General features: G+C 67.4%; 16 protein-coding genes. 9 read left to right on the top strand and 7 right to left on the bottom strand.

Going from position 1 to position 22,233, the window contains the following annotated elements; all coding sequences use genetic code 11:
* Window positions 1-37: 37 nt before the first annotated feature.
* The gene (bioB, locus tag AC5P6E_RS03885) at window positions 38-1,081 is read right to left on the bottom strand and encodes a biotin synthase BioB (protein WP_049412416.1); all 1,044 of its coding nucleotides are present in this window, start codon (window positions 1,079-1,081) and stop codon (window positions 38-40) included.
* Between the two features lie 203 nt (window positions 1,082-1,284).
* On the opposite strand from bioB, the gene AC5P6E_RS03880 reads away from it, so the two are divergent.
* From AC5P6E_RS03880 to AC5P6E_RS03860, 5 genes are all read left to right on the top strand, one after another.
* Window positions 1,285-2,610 carry a chloride channel protein gene (locus AC5P6E_RS03880; protein ID WP_197654049.1) on the top strand — a complete coding sequence of 442 codons (1,326 nt, stop codon included), beginning with the start codon at window positions 1,285-1,287 and terminating at the stop codon, window positions 2,608-2,610.
* Between the two features lie 148 nt (window positions 2,611-2,758).
* The gene (locus AC5P6E_RS03875; RefSeq protein WP_329834352.1) at window positions 2,759-3,928 is read left to right on the top strand and encodes an L-dopachrome tautomerase-related protein; all 1,170 of its coding nucleotides are present in this window, start codon (window positions 2,759-2,761) and stop codon (window positions 3,926-3,928) included.
* Window positions 3,929-4,023: 95 nt separating this feature from the next.
* Complete coding sequence (locus AC5P6E_RS03870) at window positions 4,024-4,713, top strand: ComF family protein (protein WP_224328760.1); 690 nt, start codon at window positions 4,024-4,026, stop codon at window positions 4,711-4,713.
* 58 nt (window positions 4,714-4,771) lie between these two features.
* A complete protein-coding gene (locus tag AC5P6E_RS03865; protein ID WP_021203354.1) occupies window positions 4,772-5,323 on the top strand; it encodes an HdeD family acid-resistance protein in 552 nt (183 codons plus the stop codon).
* Complete coding sequence (locus AC5P6E_RS03860) at window positions 5,320-5,790, top strand: SecDF P1 head subdomain-containing protein (RefSeq protein WP_049454066.1); 471 nt, start codon at window positions 5,320-5,322, stop codon at window positions 5,788-5,790. Before AC5P6E_RS03865 ends, AC5P6E_RS03860 begins: the two co-directional genes overlap by 4 nt.
* A gap of 52 nt (window positions 5,791-5,842) precedes the next feature.
* On the opposite strand, the gene AC5P6E_RS03855 is transcribed toward AC5P6E_RS03860, so the two are convergent.
* The 6 genes from AC5P6E_RS03855 to AC5P6E_RS03830 all read right to left on the bottom strand — a co-directional run bounded on the left by AC5P6E_RS03855 (window position 5,843) and on the right by AC5P6E_RS03830 (window position 13,173).
* Window positions 5,843-7,621: an MFS transporter gene (locus AC5P6E_RS03855; RefSeq protein WP_329834355.1), complete on the bottom strand. Its 1,779-nt coding sequence runs from the start codon at window positions 7,619-7,621 to the stop codon at window positions 5,843-5,845.
* A gap of 192 nt (window positions 7,622-7,813) precedes the next feature.
* Complete coding sequence (nagA, locus tag AC5P6E_RS03850) at window positions 7,814-8,929, bottom strand: N-acetylglucosamine-6-phosphate deacetylase (RefSeq protein ID WP_049454062.1); 1,116 nt, start codon at window positions 8,927-8,929, stop codon at window positions 7,814-7,816.
* Complete coding sequence (locus tag AC5P6E_RS03845; protein WP_010482152.1) at window positions 8,926-9,702, bottom strand: DeoR family transcriptional regulator; 777 nt, start codon at window positions 9,700-9,702, stop codon at window positions 8,926-8,928. Before AC5P6E_RS03845 ends, nagA begins: the two co-directional genes overlap by 4 nt.
* 33 nt (window positions 9,703-9,735) lie before the next feature.
* Entirely contained in the window at window positions 9,736-11,070 is a 1,335-nt protein-coding gene (locus AC5P6E_RS03840) for a D-tagatose-bisphosphate aldolase, class II, non-catalytic subunit (RefSeq protein WP_490849046.1), read from the bottom strand.
* A 17-nt stretch (window positions 11,071-11,087) separates the two neighbouring features.
* Window positions 11,088-12,026 (bottom strand): ROK family protein, encoded by a 939-nt coding sequence (locus AC5P6E_RS03835; RefSeq protein ID WP_241877500.1) that lies wholly within the window; start codon window positions 12,024-12,026, stop codon window positions 11,088-11,090.
* The gene (locus AC5P6E_RS03830; protein ID WP_143994158.1) at window positions 12,019-13,173 is read right to left on the bottom strand and encodes an SIS domain-containing protein; all 1,155 of its coding nucleotides are present in this window, start codon (window positions 13,171-13,173) and stop codon (window positions 12,019-12,021) included. Before AC5P6E_RS03830 ends, AC5P6E_RS03835 begins: the two co-directional genes overlap by 8 nt.
* Before the next feature lie 322 nt (window positions 13,174-13,495).
* Between AC5P6E_RS03830 and AC5P6E_RS03825 the strand changes: the two genes are divergently transcribed.
* The 4 genes from AC5P6E_RS03825 (at window position 13,496) to AC5P6E_RS03810 (ending at window position 22,154) form a co-directional block, all read left to right on the top strand.
* Window positions 13,496-16,855 carry a TIM-barrel domain-containing protein gene (locus tag AC5P6E_RS03825; protein WP_329834361.1) on the top strand — a complete coding sequence of 1,120 codons (3,360 nt, stop codon included), beginning with the start codon at window positions 13,496-13,498 and terminating at the stop codon, window positions 16,853-16,855.
* 133 nt (window positions 16,856-16,988) lie between these two features.
* The gene (locus AC5P6E_RS03820; protein ID WP_235652250.1) at window positions 16,989-19,964 is read left to right on the top strand and encodes a TonB-dependent receptor domain-containing protein; all 2,976 of its coding nucleotides are present in this window, start codon (window positions 16,989-16,991) and stop codon (window positions 19,962-19,964) included.
* Between the two features lie 65 nt (window positions 19,965-20,029).
* Window positions 20,030-21,385 carry a Gfo/Idh/MocA family protein gene (locus AC5P6E_RS03815; protein ID WP_029550691.1) on the top strand — a complete coding sequence of 452 codons (1,356 nt, stop codon included), beginning with the start codon at window positions 20,030-20,032 and terminating at the stop codon, window positions 21,383-21,385.
* Window positions 21,372-22,154: a DKNYY domain-containing protein gene (locus tag AC5P6E_RS03810; protein WP_192810355.1), complete on the top strand. Its 783-nt coding sequence runs from the start codon at window positions 21,372-21,374 to the stop codon at window positions 22,152-22,154. Before AC5P6E_RS03815 ends, AC5P6E_RS03810 begins: the two co-directional genes overlap by 14 nt.
* The last annotated feature ends 79 nt before the right edge of the window (window positions 22,155-22,233 follow it).

Below are 22,233 nucleotides of genomic sequence, written 5' to 3'. Positions count from 1 at the left end.
GGTAGCGCGTTGCCGCGGCGCCTGCTTGCGGCCCGTCTCAGGCCGCGTGAGCGCAGCCACAGCCGGGCGTATCGGCACTGATATCGGCGTGCACGGTACCGCCGTGGTCGTGGCCTTCGGCATCCACCTGCACCGCCATCGGCTGCAACCCCAGCCGAGCGAACAGGGCCAGGTCGCGCTCGCTTTCCGGGTTGCCGGTGGTCAGCAGCTTGTCGCCGTAGAAGATGGAGTTGGCGCCGGCCAGGAAACACAGCGCCTGCAGTTCGTCACTCATCGCCTCGCGCCCGGCCGACAGCCGCACCATCGAGCGCGGCATGGCGATGCGGGCCACCGCGATCATGCGCACGAACTCGAATGGGTCCAGTTCGGCGCTGCCATGCAGCGGCGTACCCGCCACCTGCACCAGCTTGTTGATCGGCACCGAATCCGGATGCGCCGGCAGCGTGGCCAGCGCCAGCAGCAGGCCGACGCGCTGCGCGCGCGTCTCGCCCATGCCGACGATGCCGCCGCAGCAGGTCTTCAGGCCGGCATCGCGCACGTGTTCCAGCGTATCCAGGCGGTCTTGGTACTGGCGCGTGTGGATGATCGAATCGTAGTAGTCCGGCGCGGTGTCGAGGTTGTGGTTGTAGTAGTCCAGGCCGGCGTCCTTCAGCGCACGCGCCTGCTCGCCGCTGAGCATGCCCAGCGTGGCGCAGGTCTCCAGACCCAGTGCCTTCACCCCGGCGATCATCGCCGCGACCTTCGGAATGTCTCGATCCTTCGGCGAACGCCATGCGGCACCCATGCAGAAGCGCGATGCACCGGCGGCCTTGGCCTGGCGTGCCTTGGCCAGCACCGCGTCGGTCTCCATCAGCTTCTGCGCGTTCACCCCGGTGCTGTAGCGCTGCGCCTGCGGGCAGTACGCGCAGTCTTCCGGGCAGCCGCCGGTCTTCACCGACAGCAGCGTGGACACCTGCACCTGCGACGGGTCGAAGTGCTCGCGATGGACCGCTGCGGCGCGAAACAGCAGCTCGGGGAACGGCAGATCGAACAGCGCCTGCAGTTCGTCGTGTTGCCAGTCGTGGCGGATGGCAGCAGCCATGGCGGGACCTTGGGTACGAGTGGAGCGAGGGCGGCAGTGTGGGTGCGTTGATGAACCCTGTCAACCTCAATGATGTTATTGTGGTTTACGGTTGGCCGCTCCCATCAAGCCTGGCGGAAACGCCGCATTTCACCGCATCCTGCAAGGGCTGCGGCCAAAGTGGCCGCTGCCCAACGGAAGCGCTGGCGCGCAGACTCTTTCCCATGACCGATCTCCATCGCCTTCGCGGCCGCATCACCGCGCTGGTTCTCAGCGAAGCCTGGCGCCGCCGCGCCGCGCTCTGGGGCGGCGCCGTGGCCGTGGCGCTGGTGGCGATCCTGTTCGCCAAGGCCAGCGACGCGGCGTTCCATCTGTTCCAGCGCATCACGTCGCACTCGCCGTGGTGGGCCCTGCTGCTCACGCCGGGCATCTTCGCGCTGCTGGCCTGGTTGACCGCCGGTGTGCTGAAGCCCACGCGCGGCAGCGGCATTCCGCAGGTCATCGCCGCGTTGGACAAGGCCGATGAGCCGTTCCGGAAGACCAACCTTTCACCCGCGGTTTCGGCCGGCAAGCTGCTGCTGACCTCGCTGTCACTGCTGGGTGGCGCCTCGGTGGGCCGCGAGGGCCCGACTGTGCACGTAGGCGCCAGCTTGATGTACCTGTTCGGCCGCTGGTTCGGCTTCAAGGATCCCCGCGAGCTCTCGCACTTCCTGCTGGCCGGTGGTGCGGCGGGTATCGCGGCGGCGTTCAACACGCCGCTGGCCGGCATCGTCTTCGCCATCGAGGAGCTCAGCGGTCGTTTCGAGCATCGCTTCTCAGGCACCCTGCTGACCGCGGTGATCGTCGGTGGCGTGGTGTCGCTGGGCCTGTTGGGCAACTACACCTACTTCGGCCATGTGAGCGCACGCCTGCCGCTCGGCCAGGGCTGGCTGGCAATCCTGCTGTGCGGCGTGGTGGCGGGCCTGCTGGGTGGCCTGTTCGCGCGTGCGGTGCTGGCCAGTGCGGCGGGCCGCCCGCGCTGGCTCGGGCAACTGCGGCAGCGGCATCCGGTTCTGTTGGCCGCAGGCTGCGGTCTGGTGGTGGTACTGCTCGCCCTGGTCTTCGGTGAAGGCGCGTTCGGCACCGGCTACGAGCAGGCGCGCAGCCTGGTGCAGGGGCAGGCGATGGTCGGCCACGAGTTCGGGTTGATGAAGCTGCTGGCCAACCTCGCATCGTACGTGGCCGGTATTCCCGGAGGCTTGTTCTCGCCCGCGCTGGCGGTCGGTGCGGGACTGGGCCACAACCTGGCGGTGCTGATGCCCGGCGTGGACCCGCGCGCGTTCGTGCTGCTGGGCATGTGTGCGTACCTCACCGGCGTCACTCAGGCGCCACTGACTTCGGCGGTGATCTCGCTGGAGCTGACCGACAGTGGTGATCTGCTGCTGCCGATCCTGGCCACGGTGCTGATCGCGCGTGGCGTGTCCGGGCTGGTCTGCCGGGTGCCGATCTACCGTGGGTTGGCGGAGTTGTTGATGGTGCCGAAAGCAGAGCCAGCGGATAGGCATCACTGATTACCTTGATCAACAGGATCAATCAGGTCGAAATCTTCACTTTTGCAGTGAAGCTGATTCCCCGTTGCACCGTCTACCCGATGCCAGGTGCGCCGCTGAAGATGCGTCGACCCCCGGGGCTGCACCCGGACCTGCATCGAGAGCCACCATGATCAACTGCCGTATCCGCAGCCTGGCGGCTGCCGTCCTGGCCCTGGCCAGTTCCCCCGCGCTGACGCTGGCCGGAACGCCCCTGCTGCCCAGCGAGCGCAGCATCGGCATCATCGAACCGGTGGCGCGTTTCGAAAGTGCCATGCCCACCGGCGTGGCGGTGTCCGAGACCGGGCGGATCTTCGTCAACTTCCCGCGCTGGGGCGATGAGGTGCCCTACAGCGTGGCCGAGTGGCGTGATGGCCGCGCCGTGCCCTATCCGGATGCGCGCATCAACCGCAAGGACGGTCCCGATCCGGCGGCCCACTTCATCAGCGTGCAGAGTGTGGTGGCCGATGGCCAGGGCCGGTTGTGGGTGCTGGACACCGCCGCGCCCGGGTTCTCTGCCCCGCAGGCCGGTGGCGCCAAGCTGGTGGCAATCGATCTGGCCACCAATACCGTGGCCAAGACCCTGGTGTTCCCGGCCAACGTCATCGACGCGCGTACCTACGTCAACGATGTCCGCTTCGATTTCCGTGTCGGCCGCGAGGGCGTCGCCTACGTGACCGACTCGTCGCTGAGCGGCATCGGCGGCATCATCGTGATCGACCTGGCCACCGGCGCCGCGTCCAAGCGCCTGATCGGACATGTGTCCACGTCGGCCGATCCGGCGTTCGTACCGATCGTGGAGGGGCAGCAGATGCGGTTGCGCAACGCCGATGGAACGTCGCAGCCCTTCACCGTGGCTGCCGATGGCATTGCGTTGTCGCCCGATGGCAGCACGCTGTTCTACACCCCGCTGTCCAGCCGCCATCTGTACAGCGTGCCGACCGCCTTGCTGCGCGAGCCCAAGGTAAGTGAAGCGGCGCTGGCTGCGGCCGTGGTTGACCTGGGCGACAAGGGGGCGTCCGATGGCATGGAAATGGATGCCAACGGGCAGCTGTATGCCAGCGATTATGAGCACAATGCCATCCATGCCCGCGATGCGCAGGGGCGCTGGACGACCGTGGTGCACGACCCACGCATCCTGTGGCCGGATACCTTGTCGATGGGGCCGGATGGCTACCTGTACTTCACCGCCAACCAGCTGCATCGGCAGGCCGGATTCAATGGCGGCGTGGATCGCCGGCAGACGCCGTACATGGTGTATCGCACCCGGGTGGATGCGAAGCCTGCGCCAACGCGGTGAAGTGATCGGGGCAGCGGGTGGGCGACAAAACCCCTACGGCTCATTGAGGGCACCCCCGATAACAACGCGCTGACGGCGGCGACATGCTGAAGCGCATGTCTGCCTTCTTCGACCCGGGCTGCTACGTGCAGGCCGCACTTCGCGTGCTGCTACCGCTTCGTTGCCTGGTCTGCGGTGACCCGGGCCACGATGGACTCGATCTCTGCGATGCCTGCCTGGTCGGACTGCCCTGGGCACGCCGGGCCTGCCTGCGCTGCGCGTTGCCGTTGCCGGACACCGCGCTGATCGTCTGCGGCACCTGCCGTGAGGAGGTCCCGCCACAGGCCGCCACCCATGCCAGCCTGCTGTACCTGCCGCCCGTGGATCAGCTGCTGGTGCGCTACAAGTTCCATCAGGATCTCGCAGCCGGACGCCTGCTCGCGCAGCTGATGCAACGCGCACCGCCGCCCTGGTGGTGTCCACCGCTGGTGCCGGTGCCGCTGCACAATCGCCGGTTGCGCCAGCGCGGCTACAACCAGGCGGGCGAGCTGTGCCGCCTGCTGCCGATGCCGGTCTGGCAAGGGCTGTACCGGCGCCGCCACACCGCGCCGCAGTCCGAACGCACGGCCGAACAGCGCAGGGAAAACCTGTTCGATGCGTTCGACGTGCGTGGTTCCGTGCCCTCGCGGCTGACCGTGGTCGATGACGTGATGACGACTGGCAGCACGGTGATGGAGGTCGCCGAGACGCTACGCCTGGCCGGAGCAGCGGAGGTGCGCGTGTGGGTCTGTGCGCGGGCGCCGTGATCGCCCTCTTCATCCACAGGGGCTAGGATGAGGCCGGTTCCGGATCGGAGGAGTGGCCATGAATTCCCCCTTGTCTCCCTTGTTGTCGGCGGTTGGGCGCAGCTGGTGGATCCTGCTGCTGTACGGGCTCGTCGCACTGGGTTTCGGCATCGTTGCCATTGGCTGGCCGCTGTCCGCAGCGATGGCACTGGCCTGGACACTGGGCGTGATGGCCATCGTTGAAGGCGTCATCAGCCTGTTCGCACTGATCAGCGGCGGCAGTGGTGCCTCGCGTGGCTGGTTGGCGCTGTATGCCATCGCCTCGCTGGGCTTCGGCATCCTGGCGGTGATCAATCCGCTGGCCACCGCCAGCGTGCTGGTGCTGTTCCTGGCGGCGTGGCTGCTGGTGGCCGGCATCTATCGCATCGTGTTCGCGATCCGCGTGCGCAAGCAGATCCAGGGCGAGTGGCTGCTGATCCTCAGTGGCGTGCTGGCGGTGGTGCTGGGGCTGCTGTTCGCGGCCAATCCGTATGCAGGCGTGGCGGTGACCACTCTGTGGATCGGCATTGGCAGCCTGCTGTACGGGCTGCTGCAGGTGCTGGTGGCGTTCAAGCTGCGGAAGCTGAAGTGAGGGGCGCGTTTCCGTTCCTGCTGGGCGCAGCGCTGGTGCTGGCCGGATGCATGCCGGGTGCCACGCCCGGTGCGCTGGCAGGCAAGGATCATGCGCCGCGCGCGGGTGTGGATGTACGCCTGAGCGCGGTCGATGCGGACGGCAAGGGCAGGCAGGCGCAGTGGCAGGGCGAAACGCTCGCCCTGCGCGAGCCGCCGATCGCTGGCAGCGCCGACATCGCCGATGTGCGCTACGTGCTGGACGAGGCCAAGCAGCCGGGCCTGCAGATCCGCTATCGGCCCGAAGCGCACCAGCGCATCCACGATGGTACGGAAGCACTGGTGGGCCAGCGCGCGGCGCTCAGCGTGGACGGCCGCGTGCTGATGGTGGCGACGGTGAAAGGCCCGTTCGGTGAATCGATGATGCTGAGCGGGTTGCCGAGCATCGCCGAGGCGCAGGCGTTGGCGAAGCACATCACCGGTCAGTGACGGGCGCGCCAACACCAACGCGTTGCGCGCGGAGGTCGACCAAGGTCGACTGCTACCGGGCGAACCGTGCCTCGATCTCCTCCAGTGACTTGCCCTTGGTCTCCGGCAGCCAGAATGCGGCCACCAGGAAGAACACGAAGGTGCACGCCGCCCAGAACACGAACATGCTGGCGTAGCCGTAGTGGCCCACCGTGGGCAGGAAGAGGGCGGCGATGGTGGTGGACACGAACTGGTTGATCAGCAGCGCGATGCTCATGCCATTGGAACGGATGCGGTTCGGCATCAGCTCCGACAGTGCCAGCCACACGCACACGCCGGGGCCGACGGCGAAGAACGCGACGAACACCAGGATGCAGGTGGCCACGGCCCAGCCGTGTGCCGGTGGCGGCACCGGGCCAATGCGGGCCTGCTCGATGCGCAATGGCGCCTGGCTGGCACTGGCCGGGTCGGCAAATGGATTCAGGTGGAGTTTGCGGAAGAACGCACCGATCACGCTGTCCGGCTGCACGGTGCCGGTGCGCTCGATGCGCAGTTCGCGATCAATCAGGTTGTCGCTGCGCAGGGCGCGCACATTGGTGAAATCACCATAGGCGTACGACACGGTCAGCTGCATCGGTCGGCCCTGGCTGTCGATGCCATTGCTCAGGCGTTGCCACTGCGCGTCATCCAGCACCAGCTGCAGGCCGTCGCCGCTGGCCGCCGCCTGCAGCTGAGGCTGCACATCGGCGCGTCCGCGCTCGGCCTGGAAGAACAGCGTGGCCGCCGCCAGCAGGGCCACGCAGATGCCACCGCTGCCCAGCATCAGCAGGAACTTGCGGCCCTTGCGGTCGACCAGCAGCAGCGCGACCACGGTCATCACCGCGTTGAGCAGCTTGATCGCCACGTCGGCACCGTTGGCCACCGAACCGGACAGGCCGGCCTGGTTGAGGATGTTGACCGCGTAGGCCAGCACCGAGTTGATGCCGGTGGCCTGGGTGCAGGCCAGCACCACGCACGCGAGCACGAACGGCACCACGTAGCGGCGGCTGGGCAGCGGGTCGCGCTTGCCGTCGCTGCTGCTCGATTCCGGCGCCTGGATCTGGGCCAGCGTGGGCTCGACGTCTGCGGCGGGGAGGACGCGCTGAAGGCTGCGGCGGGCTTCATCGATGCGGCCGCGGCGCACCAGCCAGCGTGGTGATTCGGACAGCCAGAAGATACCGGCGCAGAACAGCAGGCCGGGCGCCAGGCAGGTCCAGAAGATGGTGCGCCAAGCGTGGTCCTTCACCGTGAACAGTTCCTGCGCCTGCTGCGCGACCGGCAGCGAGCGCACGGCCTCGGCGGCGGCATCCACGGCATGGGCGTGGTACAGGCCGATCAGGGCTGCCAGCACCAGGCCAACGGTCAGCAGCAGCTGGAACATGGCCGCGCCGCGCCCGCGCCGTTCGGGGCTGAGCACTTCGGCCAGGTACAGCGGAATCACGACGCCGATCAAACCGCCACTGATGCCCTGCAGCAGGCGTCCCAGCAGCAGCGGCGTGTAGCCGGAGGCCAGTGCCATGATCGGAATCGAGGCGGTGAACAGCAGGCCGGCCAGCAGCATCGCGCCGCGGCGGCCAATCAGGTCGGCGATCATGCCGGCGAACAGCGAGGACAGCACGCTGCCCAGCAGTACGGCCGCCACCACGAAGCCGAGCTGCTGGCTGCTGAGCTGCCAGGCGTGACTGGCGGTCGCTTCAAGATAGGGCAGGGCACCGGCGATGATGCCGATGTCGATGCCGTACAGCAGGCCCCCCAGGCCGCCGATGAAGAGCAGGTAGCGTACGGGCCAGCGCGGGGCGGTGCTTGCAGTCATCGGCAGTTCCTGTGGTAGCGCCGGGCCAGGCCCGGCGGCGGTTCGTCGCAGAGTGCATTCTGTAGAGCCGAGCCATGCTCGGCTGCTTTCCGTTCCGATATCGAGGTTCCCCATGCCGCGCTTCGCGCGGCGAGCCGAGCATGGCTCGGCTCTACAGGGAGCCCGCGCGGCATCCGGGCCGCATCGCTTGCGTCAGGTCAGATCGACGACGCGCCCGCCGATCACCACCTGCTGCAGGCGCAATCCGGCATCCAGTACCACCAGGTCGGCACGGGCGTCGGGCGCAATGCGACCGCGATCATCCAGGCCCAGGTAATCGGCGGGGAAGGTGGACACGCGATGCGAGGCATCGGCCAGTTCCAGTCCCACCTGCACCAGATTGCGCAGCGCCTGGTCCATGGTCAGTGCACTACCCGCCAGCGAACCGGTGGCCAGGCGCACGCAGCCTCCACACTTGTGCACGCGCTGTTCGCCCAGCGCGTACTCACCATCGGGCATGCCGGTGGCCGCCGTGGCGTCGGTCACCGCGTACAGGCGCGGAATCGCCCGTGTGGCCAGGCGGATCACGCCGGGATGGATGTGCTGCAGGTCGGGAATGATCTCGGCGTACTGCGCATGCGCCAGTGCCGCCGCGGCGATGCCAGGCCGGTAGTGGTCGACGCCGGTCATGCCGTTGAACAGGTGAGTGAAGCCGGAGGCACCCGCCTGCAGGGCAGCAACACCCTCTTCGTAAGTGCCGGCGCTGTGGCCGAGCTGCACGCGAATGCCCATTGCCGCCAGCGCGGGAATCAGTGCGGTGTGCTCGCCGATTTCCGGCGCCAGCGTCATCACCCGGATCGGTGCCAGCGCGTGCAGCTGCTGCACCAGCGCCAGCGTCGCCTCGATGGTGCGGTTGGGTTGCGCGCCCAGCCGCTGCGGGCTGATGAACGGCCCTTCCAGATGTACGCCGGCAATGCAGGCGGCATCGGCATCGGGCGCTGCGATGGTTGCGGCCACGCCGTGCAGCGCGTGCTCAATCTCATCCAGGCCGGCGGTCATGGTGGTCGCCAGCAGTGTGGTGGTACCGAAACGCAGATGGGTGCGGGCGATGGTGCGTGCCACGTCGCCGCCCTGCATCAGGTCGACGCCGGCCGCACCATGCACGTGCAGGTCGATGAAGCCGGGCAGGATCACCGGCAGCTGCAGGTCGTCAGCGCCGCTGTGGTCGTCCACCTGCAGCTGGCGGATGTGCGAATCGAAGTGGACGTGGCCACGCCGCCAACCCAGCGGCGTGAGGATGCGGCCATGCAGGGTGCGGGTGTCGGTCATGCAGTGGGCTCGGCGATGATCACTTCGATGCCCAGCCGCTGCAGCCCTTCACGGGTTGCGTCGTCGATGCCGGCGTCGGTGATGATGGCGTGGATCTGATCGAGAAGTGCGATGCGGTGCAGGCTGACGCGGCCGAACTTGGAGGCGTCGGTCAGCACCACGATGCGGCGCGCGCGCTCGACCATGCGGTGGTTGAGGCGGGCTTCGGCTTCATCGTGGGTGGTCAGGCCGAACTGCAGGTCCAGGCCGTCCACGCCCAGGAACAGGGTGTCGAAGCTGTAGGAGTTGAGGCTGGCTTCGGCCTGGCTGCCCTGCAGCGACAGCGACTGCTGGCGCAGCAGCCCACCGGTCAGCAGCACGTTGATGCCGGGCGCGTTGGCCAGTTCCCAGGCGATGTTCAGCCCGTTGGTCATCACCGTCACGTCGCGCTGGGTGCGCAAGTGACGGGCCAGGGTCATCGTGGTCGAGCCGGAGTCGATGATGATGTTGTCACCGGGCCGCACCAGGCGCGCGGCACACGCGCCGATCGATTCCTTCAGCGGCAGGTTCAGTGCGTCCTTTTCGTGGATGTCCTGTTCCTGCGGCGGCGTGCGTACCAGCGTGGCGCCACCGTGGGTACGGTTGGCCAGGCCTTGCGATTCGAAGTGGGTCAGGTCGGCACGGATGGTCACCGCCGACACGCCGAAGCGCTCGACCAGATCGGCCACCTGCACCGAGCCGTGCTCGATCAGCAGCTGCAGGATCTGTTGCCGGCGGGAGCGGGTGTTGCGCATGGCCATTCTCGGTGTCGCGGGGAAAGGTAGAGATTAGCCGTTCGCAGCAACGGCGGCAGCCGCGTCTGCGTGATGCGTGCGGGTTCCGGCCTGGTTGGCGCTGCACGCACGGGCGTACTCGCCCAGGCACAGGCCGACGCGATGCCGTGCCAGCGCGGTAGGCGTATTGGCCAGGGTGCCCTCGCGCACGGCGCGGTACTGCTCCGGCAGGTACTGGCTGAGCAGTACCAGCGGCGGCGCGTGCTGTTCCAGGTTGGCGAACAGGGTCTTCACCGCCTGCACCAGCGCGGGCTCGCCCCAGTAGTAGCGGCAGCGGTCGCTGAAGGAATAGCTGCGCAGCAGGCGCAGCGCTGCCTCATCGCCCTGGTAGTAGGACTGCCAGTACTTCGGCTGCGCCGCCATCACTTCATCCAGCACCTGCGGCAGGCGCGAGCACTGTGCGGCCGGCAGCAGTTCGGCCTCGATCGCGGCCAGCGCGAACAGCGCTTCGCGGTAGGCGAAGGTCGCCGCCGGGCCGACCTTGAGGATGGCGAAGTGGTCGCGCACCAAGGCGTGCAGGCCACTTTCGCGCTGGTAGTCGGTGGAATGCGCTTCGAACACGATGCGCGGCTGCTGTTCGAGGAAGTCGGCCAGCGTGCTGGCGGCGGCCGGGTCGTACTCGTGCACACTGCTGTGGTCGAAGTCCACGCCCGGTTGCACCACCATGGCGATCACGCGCTGCCACGCATCGCGCAGCTGCGGCGTATCGAACGCTTGCTGATGAATCGCCAGGGTCTGCGCGGCAGCAGCGGGCGTGGTCACCTGCAGGCCTTCGGCCAGCGAGGCTTCGCCACCGGGAATCGGCACTTCGGTACCGATCACGTAGACCGGCGGCGGCAGGCCATGATCGGCGGCGGTGCGTTCGGCGATCTCGGCCAGCTCGGCCGAGCGCGCGGCGACGATGGCGTCGGGCAGCGGCACCGGGTCATCGGCGCAGGACATGCTGCAATCGAGGTGGATCTTGTGGAAACCGGCGGCGACGTAGGCTTCGATCAGCACGCGCGCGTGGGTCATCGCTTCGGCAGCCGGGCGCTTCTGCCAGGCATTCGGGCCGAGGTGGTCGCCACCCAGGATCAGCCGCTCGCGCGGGAAACCTTCTTCATCGGCCAGCGTGCTGACGTAATCGCGGTACTGCGGCGGGGTCATCCCGGTGTAGCCGCCGAACTGGTCGACCTGGTTGGAGGTGGCCTCGATCAGCAGCACGGTGCCGTGCGCCAGCGCCACGTGCATGGCCGCACGCAGCACCTGCTCGTTGCTGCAGCAGACGCTGTACAGGCCGACGTTGGCACCGGCGCGGTGGGAGGCAAGCAGGGTCTGCAACGGGGACATGGTCAGGCTCCGGTCAATCAGGAAAACGAGGGTTGGCAGGCGAGCAGGGCGGCACCACGTGCGCCACCGGCATCGCCGAAGCGCGGTGGCACGATCGGCGGAACCTGCACGCCGTTGAACAGATGAGCGGCGATGGCCGCCGGCAGCTGCTGGTACAGCGGCGCGTACTGCGAGAGGCCACCGCCGAGCACGATCACGTGCGGATCCAGCGCCAGCACCAGCGCGGCCAGGCTGTGGCCAAGCAGATCGCGGTGGATGTCCAGCGCCTTGCGCGCATGTGCATCGCCGGCTTCGGCCAGGGCGATCACGGCGCTGGCGTCTGCGGCACTGCCACCGAGGTGGCGCTCGATCATTGCCAGCCCGCTGCCGGACACGTAGCGCTCCACGCAGCCCTGCAGGCCACAGGCGCAGTCGATCAGCGGCAGGCCATGTCGCTGCAGCAGGTGGCCGGGCACGCTCCAGTGGCCCCATTCGCCGGCCAGGCCGTTGAAGCCGGATAGCAGGCGGCCCTGCAGGCAGAAGCCGCCGCCGGCACCAGTGCCGAGAATGGCGCCGAACATGCTGGGGTAGCCGTCGGCGGCCCCGCCATGCGCTTCCGACAGGGCAAAGCACTGCAGGTCGTTGCCGAAGTGCAGCGGGCGTTGCAGGCGTGCCTGCAGATCCTGCGCCACGCATTGGCCGGTCAGTGCCGGCACGTTCGCGCTGAGCTGGCGGCCGCTGCGGCGGTCGCGCACGCCGGGCAGGGCGATGCCGATGGCGGCATCACCGCGGCCCAGCGCCGCATCGGCCTCGGCCACCAGCGCCACCACCGCCTTCAGGAAGCCGTCGTAGTCACCCTGTGGGGTGGCCACGCGGCGGCGCCAGGTGACCTGCATCGCCGCATCGCACGCCACCAGCTCGATCTTGGTGCCGCCGATGTCGATGCCGTAGCAGGCGTGGGCGATCAGCTCAGCCATGGTGGATGGTGACGCCCTTGACGACGCGGTTGACGGTGCCGTCCGGGAACGGGTTGTCCGGGGTCAGGCCCAGCGCGGCCGAGCGCTGCAGCGCGAACAGCTGCGCGAAGCCCAGCCACACCGGTGCCAGCCACGGATCGTCCAGTGCCGGCACGGTGAGGGTGTATTCGTCGTCGGCGCCGATGTCCGAATGCGGGCCGATCGCCAGTACCTGGCCGGCCACGCCATCGCGGCGCAGTTCTTCCAGCAGGTCCTGTTCGTAGCGGCGCGCCAGCGGCTGCACGCTGCGCAGCACCACCACCAGGGTGTTGCCGTCCAGCGTCGACTTCGGGCCATGGCGGAAGCCCAGCGGTGTGTTGGCCAGCGCCAGCACGCGGCCGGCGGTCAGCTCCAGCACCTTCAGCGCGCACTCGCGCGCCAGCGCTTCCAGCGGGCCGCTGCCGAGGTAGATGATGCGGTTGAACGGGCGCTGCGCCAGCACCGCCACCGGTGCATCCCACTGCGCCTGGCCTTCGCGGGCCAGCGCGGCGATCTGCTTCAGGCGCGCCACGCGCGCATCCCACGGCGAACGATCGAACACGGTCAGTGCGGCCAGCAGCATGCAGGTCAGGCTGCTGGTCATGGCGAAGGCGCGATCGCAGCTGGCCGACGGCATCAGCAGCGTGCAGGTATCGGCACGGCCGGCACCACGACGGGCGAGTTCGCCATCGGCGTTGCAGGTGATGTCGAGGAAGCGTGCCTCATCCACATCGGCGCGCACGCGGTCCACCGCGGCCACGCTTTCCGGACTGGAACCACTGCGGCCAAACGAGACCAGCAGGGTGGGGCGGTCGCGCTGCAGGTACAGCGCCGGATGGGTCAGCAGGCTGGTGGTGTGCACCACGCGCACCTCGGCCGGCCACTGCGCGTTGATCGCATCGGCCACCATCTCGGCGATGAAGCCGGAGCTGCCGGCGCCGGTGAACAGCACGCGCTGGTTGGGATCGTTGAGGCTGCCGCCGAGGAAGGCCTGCAGGCGGTCGCGGGCACGCGACAGATCCTGGGCGAGGGCTTCCCACAGCGCTGGCTGCTGGGCGATTTCGGTAGCGGTATCGGCTCCGCCAAGGCGCTGCCAGGCGGACACATCGGAAAGCAGGGTGACGTCCATTCGGAGGTTCCAGTTGGGCCAGCGCACCATCTGCGTTTTCTTTCGAAATGTCAAACATCGAAAGTAAAAAGAAAGAAAATGACGCGATAACTTTTCCCGCTGCCGGGCGCTCGGGAAAACGAAAGAACGGGGCGAATGCCGTATCGCACAATGCTTAACAGGCAGCTGCAATCGATTACACAAAGTATTGCGACGCAACAACTTTCGTTTCAGTGGAATATATCTTCCTTTTTCCTTTCAATTTGTTGACATCTTTCGAATCGCTGCCCTAGAGTCGGCCCAACCGCTTTCGAAACGCCCGGTGAACGGGTTGGGAGTCCGTGTGGAAATCTGCGTTCGTCGCTCGCCGCTGATGCTGGCTCTGTTGCCGGCATTGATGTTGGCGTCCATGCCGGCCCAGGCCGAGCCGGTCGGCAACCTGCGTTCGGTTGCCGCCAGCGCCAGCCGCGACGGCGTGCAGGGCTGGGACCTGCAGACCGACAAGGGCGCGCGCCTCCGCATCGAACTGCCGGCCACCGACATCGTCCGCGTGCAGGCCGGCCGCAACGGCACGCTGACCGGCGCCGGCGACAAGGCCGCGCCGATCGTACTGCCGCAGCCCAAGGCCAACGTGCAGGCGAAGCTGGAAGAAGACGCGCAGGAAATCCGCGTGCGGACCGAGTCCCTGGTGCTGCATGTACAGCGGCAGCCGCTGCGCATGCGCCTGGAACGGCTGGACAACGGCCAGCCCACCGCGCTGTGGCAGGAACTGCAGCCGCTGGACCTGGATGCCACGCAGAGCGTGCAGGTGCTGTCCTCGCAGGCCGATGAGGGCTACTTCGGTGGCGGCCAGCAGAACGGCCGCTACCAGTTCAAGGGTCGCGAGCTGGAGGTGTCCTATTCCGGCGGCTGGGAAGAGGGCGACCGCCCCAGCCCTGCACCGATGCTGCTGAGCAGCCGTGGCTGGGGCATGCTGCGCAATACCTGGAGCGATGGCAGCTACGATCTGCGCGAGGCCGACCAGTCCACGCTGCTGCATCGCGAAGACCGCTTCGATGCCTATTACTTCGTCGGCGCCGACCTGCCGAAACTGATCGAGCGCTACACCCAGCTGACTGGCCGCCCGAACATGGTCGCGCGCTGGGCGCTGTCCTACGGCGACGCCGATTGCTACAACGATGGCGACAACAGCAAGAAGCCCGGCACCGTACCCGAAGGCTGGAGCGACGGCCCGACCGGCACCACCCCCGATGTGATCGACAGCGTGGCCAAGCAGTACCGCGCCCACGACATGCCCGGTGGCTGGATCCTGCCCAACGACGGCTACGGCTGCGGTTACAAGCAGTTGCCGGAAACCGTGAAGGGGCTGGCCGGCTACGGTTTCCGCACCGGACTGTGGACCGAGAACGGCGTCGACAAGATCGCCTGGGAAGTGGGCAAGGCCGGCAGCCGCGTGCAGAAGCTGGACGTGGCCTGGACCGGCAAGGGCTACCAGTTCGCGATGGACGCCAACCGCCAGGCGTTCAACGGCATCCTCGACAATTCCGATTCGCGCCCGTTCCTGTGGACGGTGATGGGCTGGGCCGGCATCCAGCGCTATGCCGTGGCCTGGACCGGCGACCAGAGCAGCAGCTGGGACTACATCCGCTGGCACGTGCCGACCCTGGTCGGTTCCGGCCTGTCCGGCATGGCCTATGCCAGCGGCGACGTCGATGCGATCTTCGGCGGCAGCGCCGAGACCTTCACCCGCGACCTGCAGTGGAAGGCGTTCACGCCGGTACTGATGGGCATGAGCGGCTGGTCGTCGAACGCACGCAAGCATCCGTGGTGGTACGACGAGCCCTACCGCAGCATCAACCGCGATTACCTGAAGTTGAAGATGCGCCTGACCCCGTACATGTACGGCCTGGTGCACGAGGCCGCGCAGACCGGCGCACCACCGGTGCGTGGCCTGATGTGGGACAACCCGCGCGACCCGCACGCGCAGGATGAAACCTACAAGTACCAGTTCCTGCTTGGCCGCGATCTGCTGGTGGCGCCGGTGTACCGCAGCCAGGCGGCCAGCCGTGGCTGGCGCCGCGATATCCACCTGCCGGCCGGCGGCTGGATCGACTACTGGGACGGCCGCCGCGTGCAGGCCGGCGCCGACGGCCGCCAGCTCGACCGCCAGGTGGACCTGGCCACGCTGCCGGTGTTCGTGCGTGCCGGAGCGATCCTGCCGATGTACCCGTCGATGCTGTTCGACGGTGAGAAGCCGCTCGATGAAGTGACCTTCGACCTGTACCCGCAGGGCGAGTCGCACTACACGCTGTACGAAGACGATGGCAACACGCGCCGCTACCAGCAGGGCGAGTCGAGCACGCAGGTGATCCGCGTGCAGGCGCCAGCGCAGGGCAGTGGCCCGGTGCAGGTGCAGATCGATGCGGTGCAGGGCCAGTACAACAGCCAGCTGCCGCAGCGCCGCTACGGCTTGCGCGTGCTCAGCCGCCAGGCGCCGCGTGCGGTGCAGGCCGCTGGCCGCGCGCTGCCGGCGCTGGCTGATGCCGCTGCGTTCAACGCTGCTGCTGAAGGCTGGTACTTCGATGCCGCCGAACGACGCGGCACGCTGCATGTGCGCACCGCCAGCCAGGACATCCGCCAGCCCCTGCAACTGCAGCTGGACTTCGCGGTCGCCGCCGCCGCTGCCGACGACGCCTATCCGGCCGCGCCGGTGCTCGGCCGCGAACTGCCGGCCGACAGCCTGCTGGTGGTCAACCGCCCGGCCGAGGAGCCCGGCCATGCGCTGGAGAACGCCTTCGATGACGATCCCAACACCTGGTTCCGCAGCGTGCGCAACCAGGCCGTGCGCACCGGTGCGCATGAATGGGTGATCGGGTTCGGCGAGCGCAGGATGATCGATGGCATCGACATCGCGCCGCGCAACGACAAGAACTGGAAGCACGGCCAGGTACGCGATTACGAGGTCTACCTGGGCGACAGCAACGGCGAGTGGGGCGAGCCGATCGCGCGTGGCCGCCTGCAGTTGAAGGAAGGCGTGCAGCGCATCGACTTCCCGGCCCATGCCGGCCGCCTGCTGCGCTTCCGCGTGTTGAGCGTGCAGAACCCGGAAGGCGACGGTGCCAGCAGCACCGATCCGATGGTCACCGCCGCTCAGGGCAGTGCCCGCGCCTTCGATGCGCTGCAGCCGCGCGACGTCGGCCCGATCGCACTGTCCACCTTCCACATCCTCGAACACCAGGAACCGGAGCGACCGGCCCGGCAGCGCTATCTCTCCGAGCTGCCGGTGCCGGCCGCGCTGGCCAGCCAGGTGCGCGCCGACCAGTCGTTCCGTGGCGATGCCGGCATGCGCATGAACGGCCTGCAGTTCCGCCGTGGCCTGGGCGTCGGCGCCAACAGCCGCATCGACCTGCGCCTGCAGGGCGGCTGGCACCTGCTGCGTGCCGACCTCGGCATCGACGACGCCTGCCGCAGTGCCGGTGGCCTGCAGTTCCAGGTCTGGGGCGACAACCGCCTGCTGTACGACAGCGGCCTGGTGAAGGCACCCGGCGTGGTCAAGCCGGAGCTGGACATCCGTGGCCTTTCCACCCTGAGCCTGCGCACGCTGGGTGCGCAGGGCAGTCAACCCGCCCAGGTCTGCGCCAACTGGGCCAATGCCGTACTGATCGGCCAGGAGGGCGACTCCGCCAGCATCGTCGCCCCATGACCCCCTCGTAACACCGCTCCTCCCCCCGCCCATTCCGACTACGGCCCCCATGGCCGTGGCCCGGGAGCGTTTTGCCCGCCGAACGCCCACGCGCTCACCATTCGCGCCGCACCCCTGCCAGGAGAGAACCCCGATGTTGCCCGCCCGCCACCACCGCCCCCCCTGTCGTTCGATCGCTCCGCTGTCGCTGGCCATCGCCGGCGTGCTGCTGTCGGTCGCCGTTCCTGCCTTCGCCCAGGAGAGCAAGGACAAGGCCACCGACCTGGCCCGCATCGAGGTCACTGGCTCCAACATCCGCCGCACCGACGTTGAAACCGCCTCGCCGGTGCAGGTGATCAGCAAGCAGGACATCCAGAACATGGGTGCGCGCACGCTGTTGCAGGTGCTCGACAACCTGCCTGCCGCACGTCCGGCGCAGCAGGATGCGCGTTCGTTGTTCACCGGTTCCGACGGTGCCTCGCAGGCCAATCTGCGCGGCCTCGGTGCCCAGGGAACGCTGGTGCTGCTGAATGGTCGTCGCCTGTCGTACTACGGTGCACCGGCCGGCTTCCAGACCCAGTTCGTCAACATCGACGCGATCCCGGCTGCGGCCATCGAACGCATGGAAGTGCTGACCGACGGCGCGTCGGCGGTGTACGGCACCGACGCGGTGGCCGGCGTGATCAACGTGATCACCAAGCGCAACTTCCAGGGCGCCGAGGTCAGCTTCACCAACGACACCTCCTCGCGCATCGACTCCTACGGCGAGCGCCAGGCCAGCATCACCGCCGGCTTCGGTGACCTGGCCGAGAACCGCTTCAACATCTACGGTGCGGTCAACATGTACCGCCGCGACGCGATTCCGCTGAGCGATTTCTACGACAAGCGGCCCGACCAGTACTACGTCAATAATCCGAACTACCTCAACAACCTGCGCCTGGGCGTGGGCAGCAAGCCGGGTGAATTCAATCCGGGCACTTACTTCGCCTTCGATCCGGTCACCGGCCGCCGCGTGCAGGAAGCCGCGCCGGGCTGCAAGAACGTGCTGACCAGTGAAGCGGCCGGTCCGCGTTGCGTCTGGGAAACCTGGATGAACAACGAGATCGATGCCGGCGCCAAGTCCGAGCGCAATACCGCCTACCTCAACGGCACTTTCCTGGTGGGTGACAGCACCGAGATCTTCGCCGAGGCGACCTACACCGACATCGACCTGCGCGCCAACGGCGGCACGCCGCGCACCTACGGCACCACCACCGGCAACCCGACCAGCTGGTTCTCGCGCAACACCGGCAACACCGTCAACCAGTTCCTGTACCCGTTCCTGGGCCCGAACAACGAGTACAACCACGCCAGCCCGCAGATGAAGGCCATGATGGGCGGCGTGGTCGGCCTGAACTACCTGCTGCAGGATGCCGGCCCGAACTACTTCGGCCAGCGCAATACCGACAAGAGCTACCGCGTGCTGGCCGGCGCGCGTGGCAACCGCGGTGACTGGAACTGGGAAACCGCGTTCGCCAGTGCCGGCACCCACTCCACCACCTACCAGACGATCAACGTCAACACCAAGGGCTTCGAGAAGGCCTTCGGCCCGTACACGATCGATCCGGGCACCGGCCGCGTGATCATCTCCGACCACCCGGCGTACAAGTTCGGCGAGATCAGCGAAGCCAACGCCGCACTGATCCGTGAAGCGTTCCCGACCTTCGACATCCAGTCGTGGACCCGCCTGCACACCCTCGACGGCAAGATCGAAGGCCCGCTGTTCCAGCTGCCGGCTGGTGAGATGCGTGCGGCATTCGGCTTCAACGCCAGCCGCGAAACCTTCTACACTCCGGGCAACGCCGATGCAGCCAACGGTCTGATCACCCAGCAGGGCGGTTCCTGGTTCGACGGCAAGCGCAACACCTACGCGCTGTTCGCCGAGACCGTGGCGCCGATCACCGACAAGCTGGAACTGGATGCGGCGGTGCGCGTGGACAAGTATCCGAACTTCAGCGCCAATGTGGCGCCGAAGATCGGCTTCAAGTACCAGGCGTTCGACCAGCTGATGCTGCGCGGTACCTACTCGACCGGTTTCCGTGCACCGAGCCTGGCCGAATCCGGCAACGGCGGCGTGTTCGCGCAGCTGGGTGGCTACCGCGACGAGCTGCGCTGCAACGAGACCAACGCCATCGCCAACCTGCTGCTGCGCTCGCAGCGTCCGGGCGATGTCGACCTGGGCAAGAACCTGCTGAACGTGGATTGCAGCCGCACCGTGGCGCGCATGACCCAGCCGAACAAGAACCTGAAGCCGGAGAAGGCCAAGATCGCCACTCTCGGCTTCGTCTACGAGCCGGCGACCTGGCTGTCGGTGTCGGCCGACTACTGGTTCATCTATCGCGACAATGAAATCGTCGCGCCAGACTACCGCCGCATGGAAGACATCATCTCCTCGTCGCGCTCGCCGATCACCGACAGTGACCGCGCCAACCTGGCGCAGCTGGCGGCGATGTGTGCCGACCCGGCCAGTGGCGTGAGCTGCCCGTCGGTGCTGCCGGGCTACTCCGCCGGCAACGTGGCCAGCGTGGTGGGCCAGTACAAGAACCGTGGCAAGACGCTGATCGACGGCTTCGACATCGATGCACGCAGCCGCTTCTCGCTGGGTGACTGGGGCAACCTGAACATCGGTCTGGCCGCCACCATCGCCAACCGCAACCGCTTCTACATGGATGAAGCCAACGGCTGGTACTACGGCGACGTGGTGGGCTACTACAACAACCCGCGCCTGCGTGCCACGCTCAATGCCGACTGGACCTACAAGCAGGTCACCACCAGCATGTTCGTCAACTACGTGGGCGGCACCAAGTGGGCCACCGACCAGGTTGATGAGGTGAGCAACAACAAGGAAACCTGCACCGGCGGCTACCTGGCGCTGCAGAAGAGCAAGTGCGACGGTGCGCCGTCGTGGTGGACCGCCAACATGAGTGTCACCTGGCGCCCGGATGATGCGTGGAACCTGAGCTTCACCGTCAAGAACCTGTTCGATCGCCTGCCGTTCTACGATCCGAACAGCTTCCTGGGTGACTCCAGTGACTACGCAACCATCTTTGGTCGTGGTTACAGTGTGACCATCGGCTACCGGTTCAAGTAATTCCGTTTGCGTGACCTGGCGTGCCGGCTGCGGCCGGCTCGCTGCCAAGAGGAGAGATGTTTGCCATGAAGCGTAGGGAATTCATCGCGGCCAGTGCCGCTGTCGCCGCCAGCAGCCTGCTGCCGCAGACCCCGGCATGGGCACGCGGGCGCAAGGTGCGCCTGGCCATGATCGGTACCGGCATGCGTGGCCTGGTGCTGCTGAAGGAACTGGTGCGCCGCGACGACGTCGAGGTGGTCGCCGTCTGCGATATCGAGCCGATCATGCTCGGCCGCGCCGTGGAGATGGTGACCAAGGCCGGCAAGCCGGCCCCGAAGACCTACGGCCAAGATCGCGACACCAATGCCTGGAAGCGCCTGCTGGATCAGAAGGGCATCGATGGCGTGATCATCGCCACGCCGTGGGAATACCACGCGCCGATGGCGATTGCCGCGATGCAGGCCGGCGTGGCCGTGGGCTGTGAAGTGGTGGCCGGCATCACCCTGCAGGACCACTGGGACGTGCTGAAGACGCAGCTGTCCACCGGCACCCCGTACATGCTGCTGGAAAACGTCTGCTACCGCCGCGACGTGATGGCCGCGCTGCAGATGGTGCGCCAGGGCCTGTTCGGGGAGCTGGTGCACCTGCAGGCCGGCTACCAGCACGACCTGCGTGGCGTGAAGTTCAATTCCGGCGACCCGAACCAGCCCTACGACAGCGGCGTGGAATTCGGCCCCAAGGGCTGGAGCGAAGCACGCTGGCGCACCGAGCATTCGGTGGAACGCAACGGCGAGCTGTACCCCAGCCACGGCATCGGCCCGTGCGCGATGTACACCGGCATCAACCGTGGCAACCGCTTCACCCACATCAACGCGTTCGCGACCAAGGCACGCGGCCTGCACGAATACACCGTGGCCAAGAGTGGTGGCACCACCCACCCCAGCACCAAGGTGAAGTTCAAGCTCGGCGATATCGTCACCACCACGCTGGCCTGCGAGAACGGCGAGACCATCCTGCTGCAGCACGACACCTCGCTGCCGCGCCCGTACTCGATGGGCTTCCGCGTGCAGGGCACCAAGGGCCTGTGGATGGATGTGAACCATTCGATCCACATCGAAGGCCGCAGCCCGCCGCACCAGTGGGAAGAGTTCAAGAAGTACCAGGACGAATACGAGCATCCGCTGTGGAAGCAGAATGCCGACACCGCCGCCAGCGCTGGCCACGGTGGCATGGACTGGTTCGTCATCCACGCGTTTGTGGAAGCGCTGAAGGCCAAGGCGCCGATGCCGATCGACATCTACGACGCGGTGACCTGGAGTGCGATCACGCCGCTGAGCGAGCAGTCGATCGCCAACAGCTTCCAGACGCTGGAGTTCCCGGACTTCACCGCTGGTGCGTGGAAGCAGCGCAAGCCGATTTTTGCGTTTGATGGGAAGTACTGATCTGCACATCAACGGCAACGCCGCGCATGCCCGGCGTTGCCGTCTGCATCGGTGCATTGTTTTTCCCGCCGACCGCATTGAACTAGCGGCCCCACCACTGGCGGAGCCCCAGACCATGCCATGGCAGAAGATCGGCGAACTTCCTGACCAGCGATTCGTCGGCCCCTACGGCATCGAATTCTGGCGTATCCACAAAGGCCAGGTCTTCCACCAGGGCGGGCTGCTGCGCAAGCCCGACGCGGCCAGTTTCGAGCTCATGCCGGCGCACCACTTCATCGGCCGCGATGCACACGCGGTCTACCATGCCTGGACCCGGCAGACCTCCATCGACCGCGACAGCTTTCGTCAATCTGGCGCGCACTGGCTGGACAACCACGCCGTCTACTTCGAGCACGAGACCTCGCTGAAGGCGTTGGCCGGGGCAGATTGCACGACGTTCCGCGAACTAGGCGGCGGCTACGGGGGCGACGACCATGGCGGCTGGTACTGCGGGCGGCGGATGAGCACTGCCTGCGTGGGGATCTGCTGCAGGTGGTGGCGGAGGACCCGCTGTTCGCCCCTGATGACAGAAATGTCTACTGCGATGGCAAGCCGCTGCCCGGGGGGATTCCGCGTGCTGGTGGCTGCTGGGCGGACACTTCTCGGGCGATGGCCGCCGGGTCTACTACCCGGAGCGGAAGCTGCCGAGGGTGGATGTGGCGTCGTGGCGGAGGCTGGAGGGGAGCTGGTCGCGGGATGCGACTCAGGTGTTCCGCATGCATCTGGTTGAGAGGGATGCTGGGGTGCGGGCGTTGTATGGGGTTGAGTGACGGGGACGCGCGCGGCCGGTTGGCCATGGGTCTGTGTCG

The sequence above is a fragment of the Stenotrophomonas sp. YJH_SMC_16 genome (genome assembly GCF_059367875.1).
Note: the sequence above shows the minus strand (reverse complement) of the source record. Positions and strands in the feature narration are given on the sequence as shown.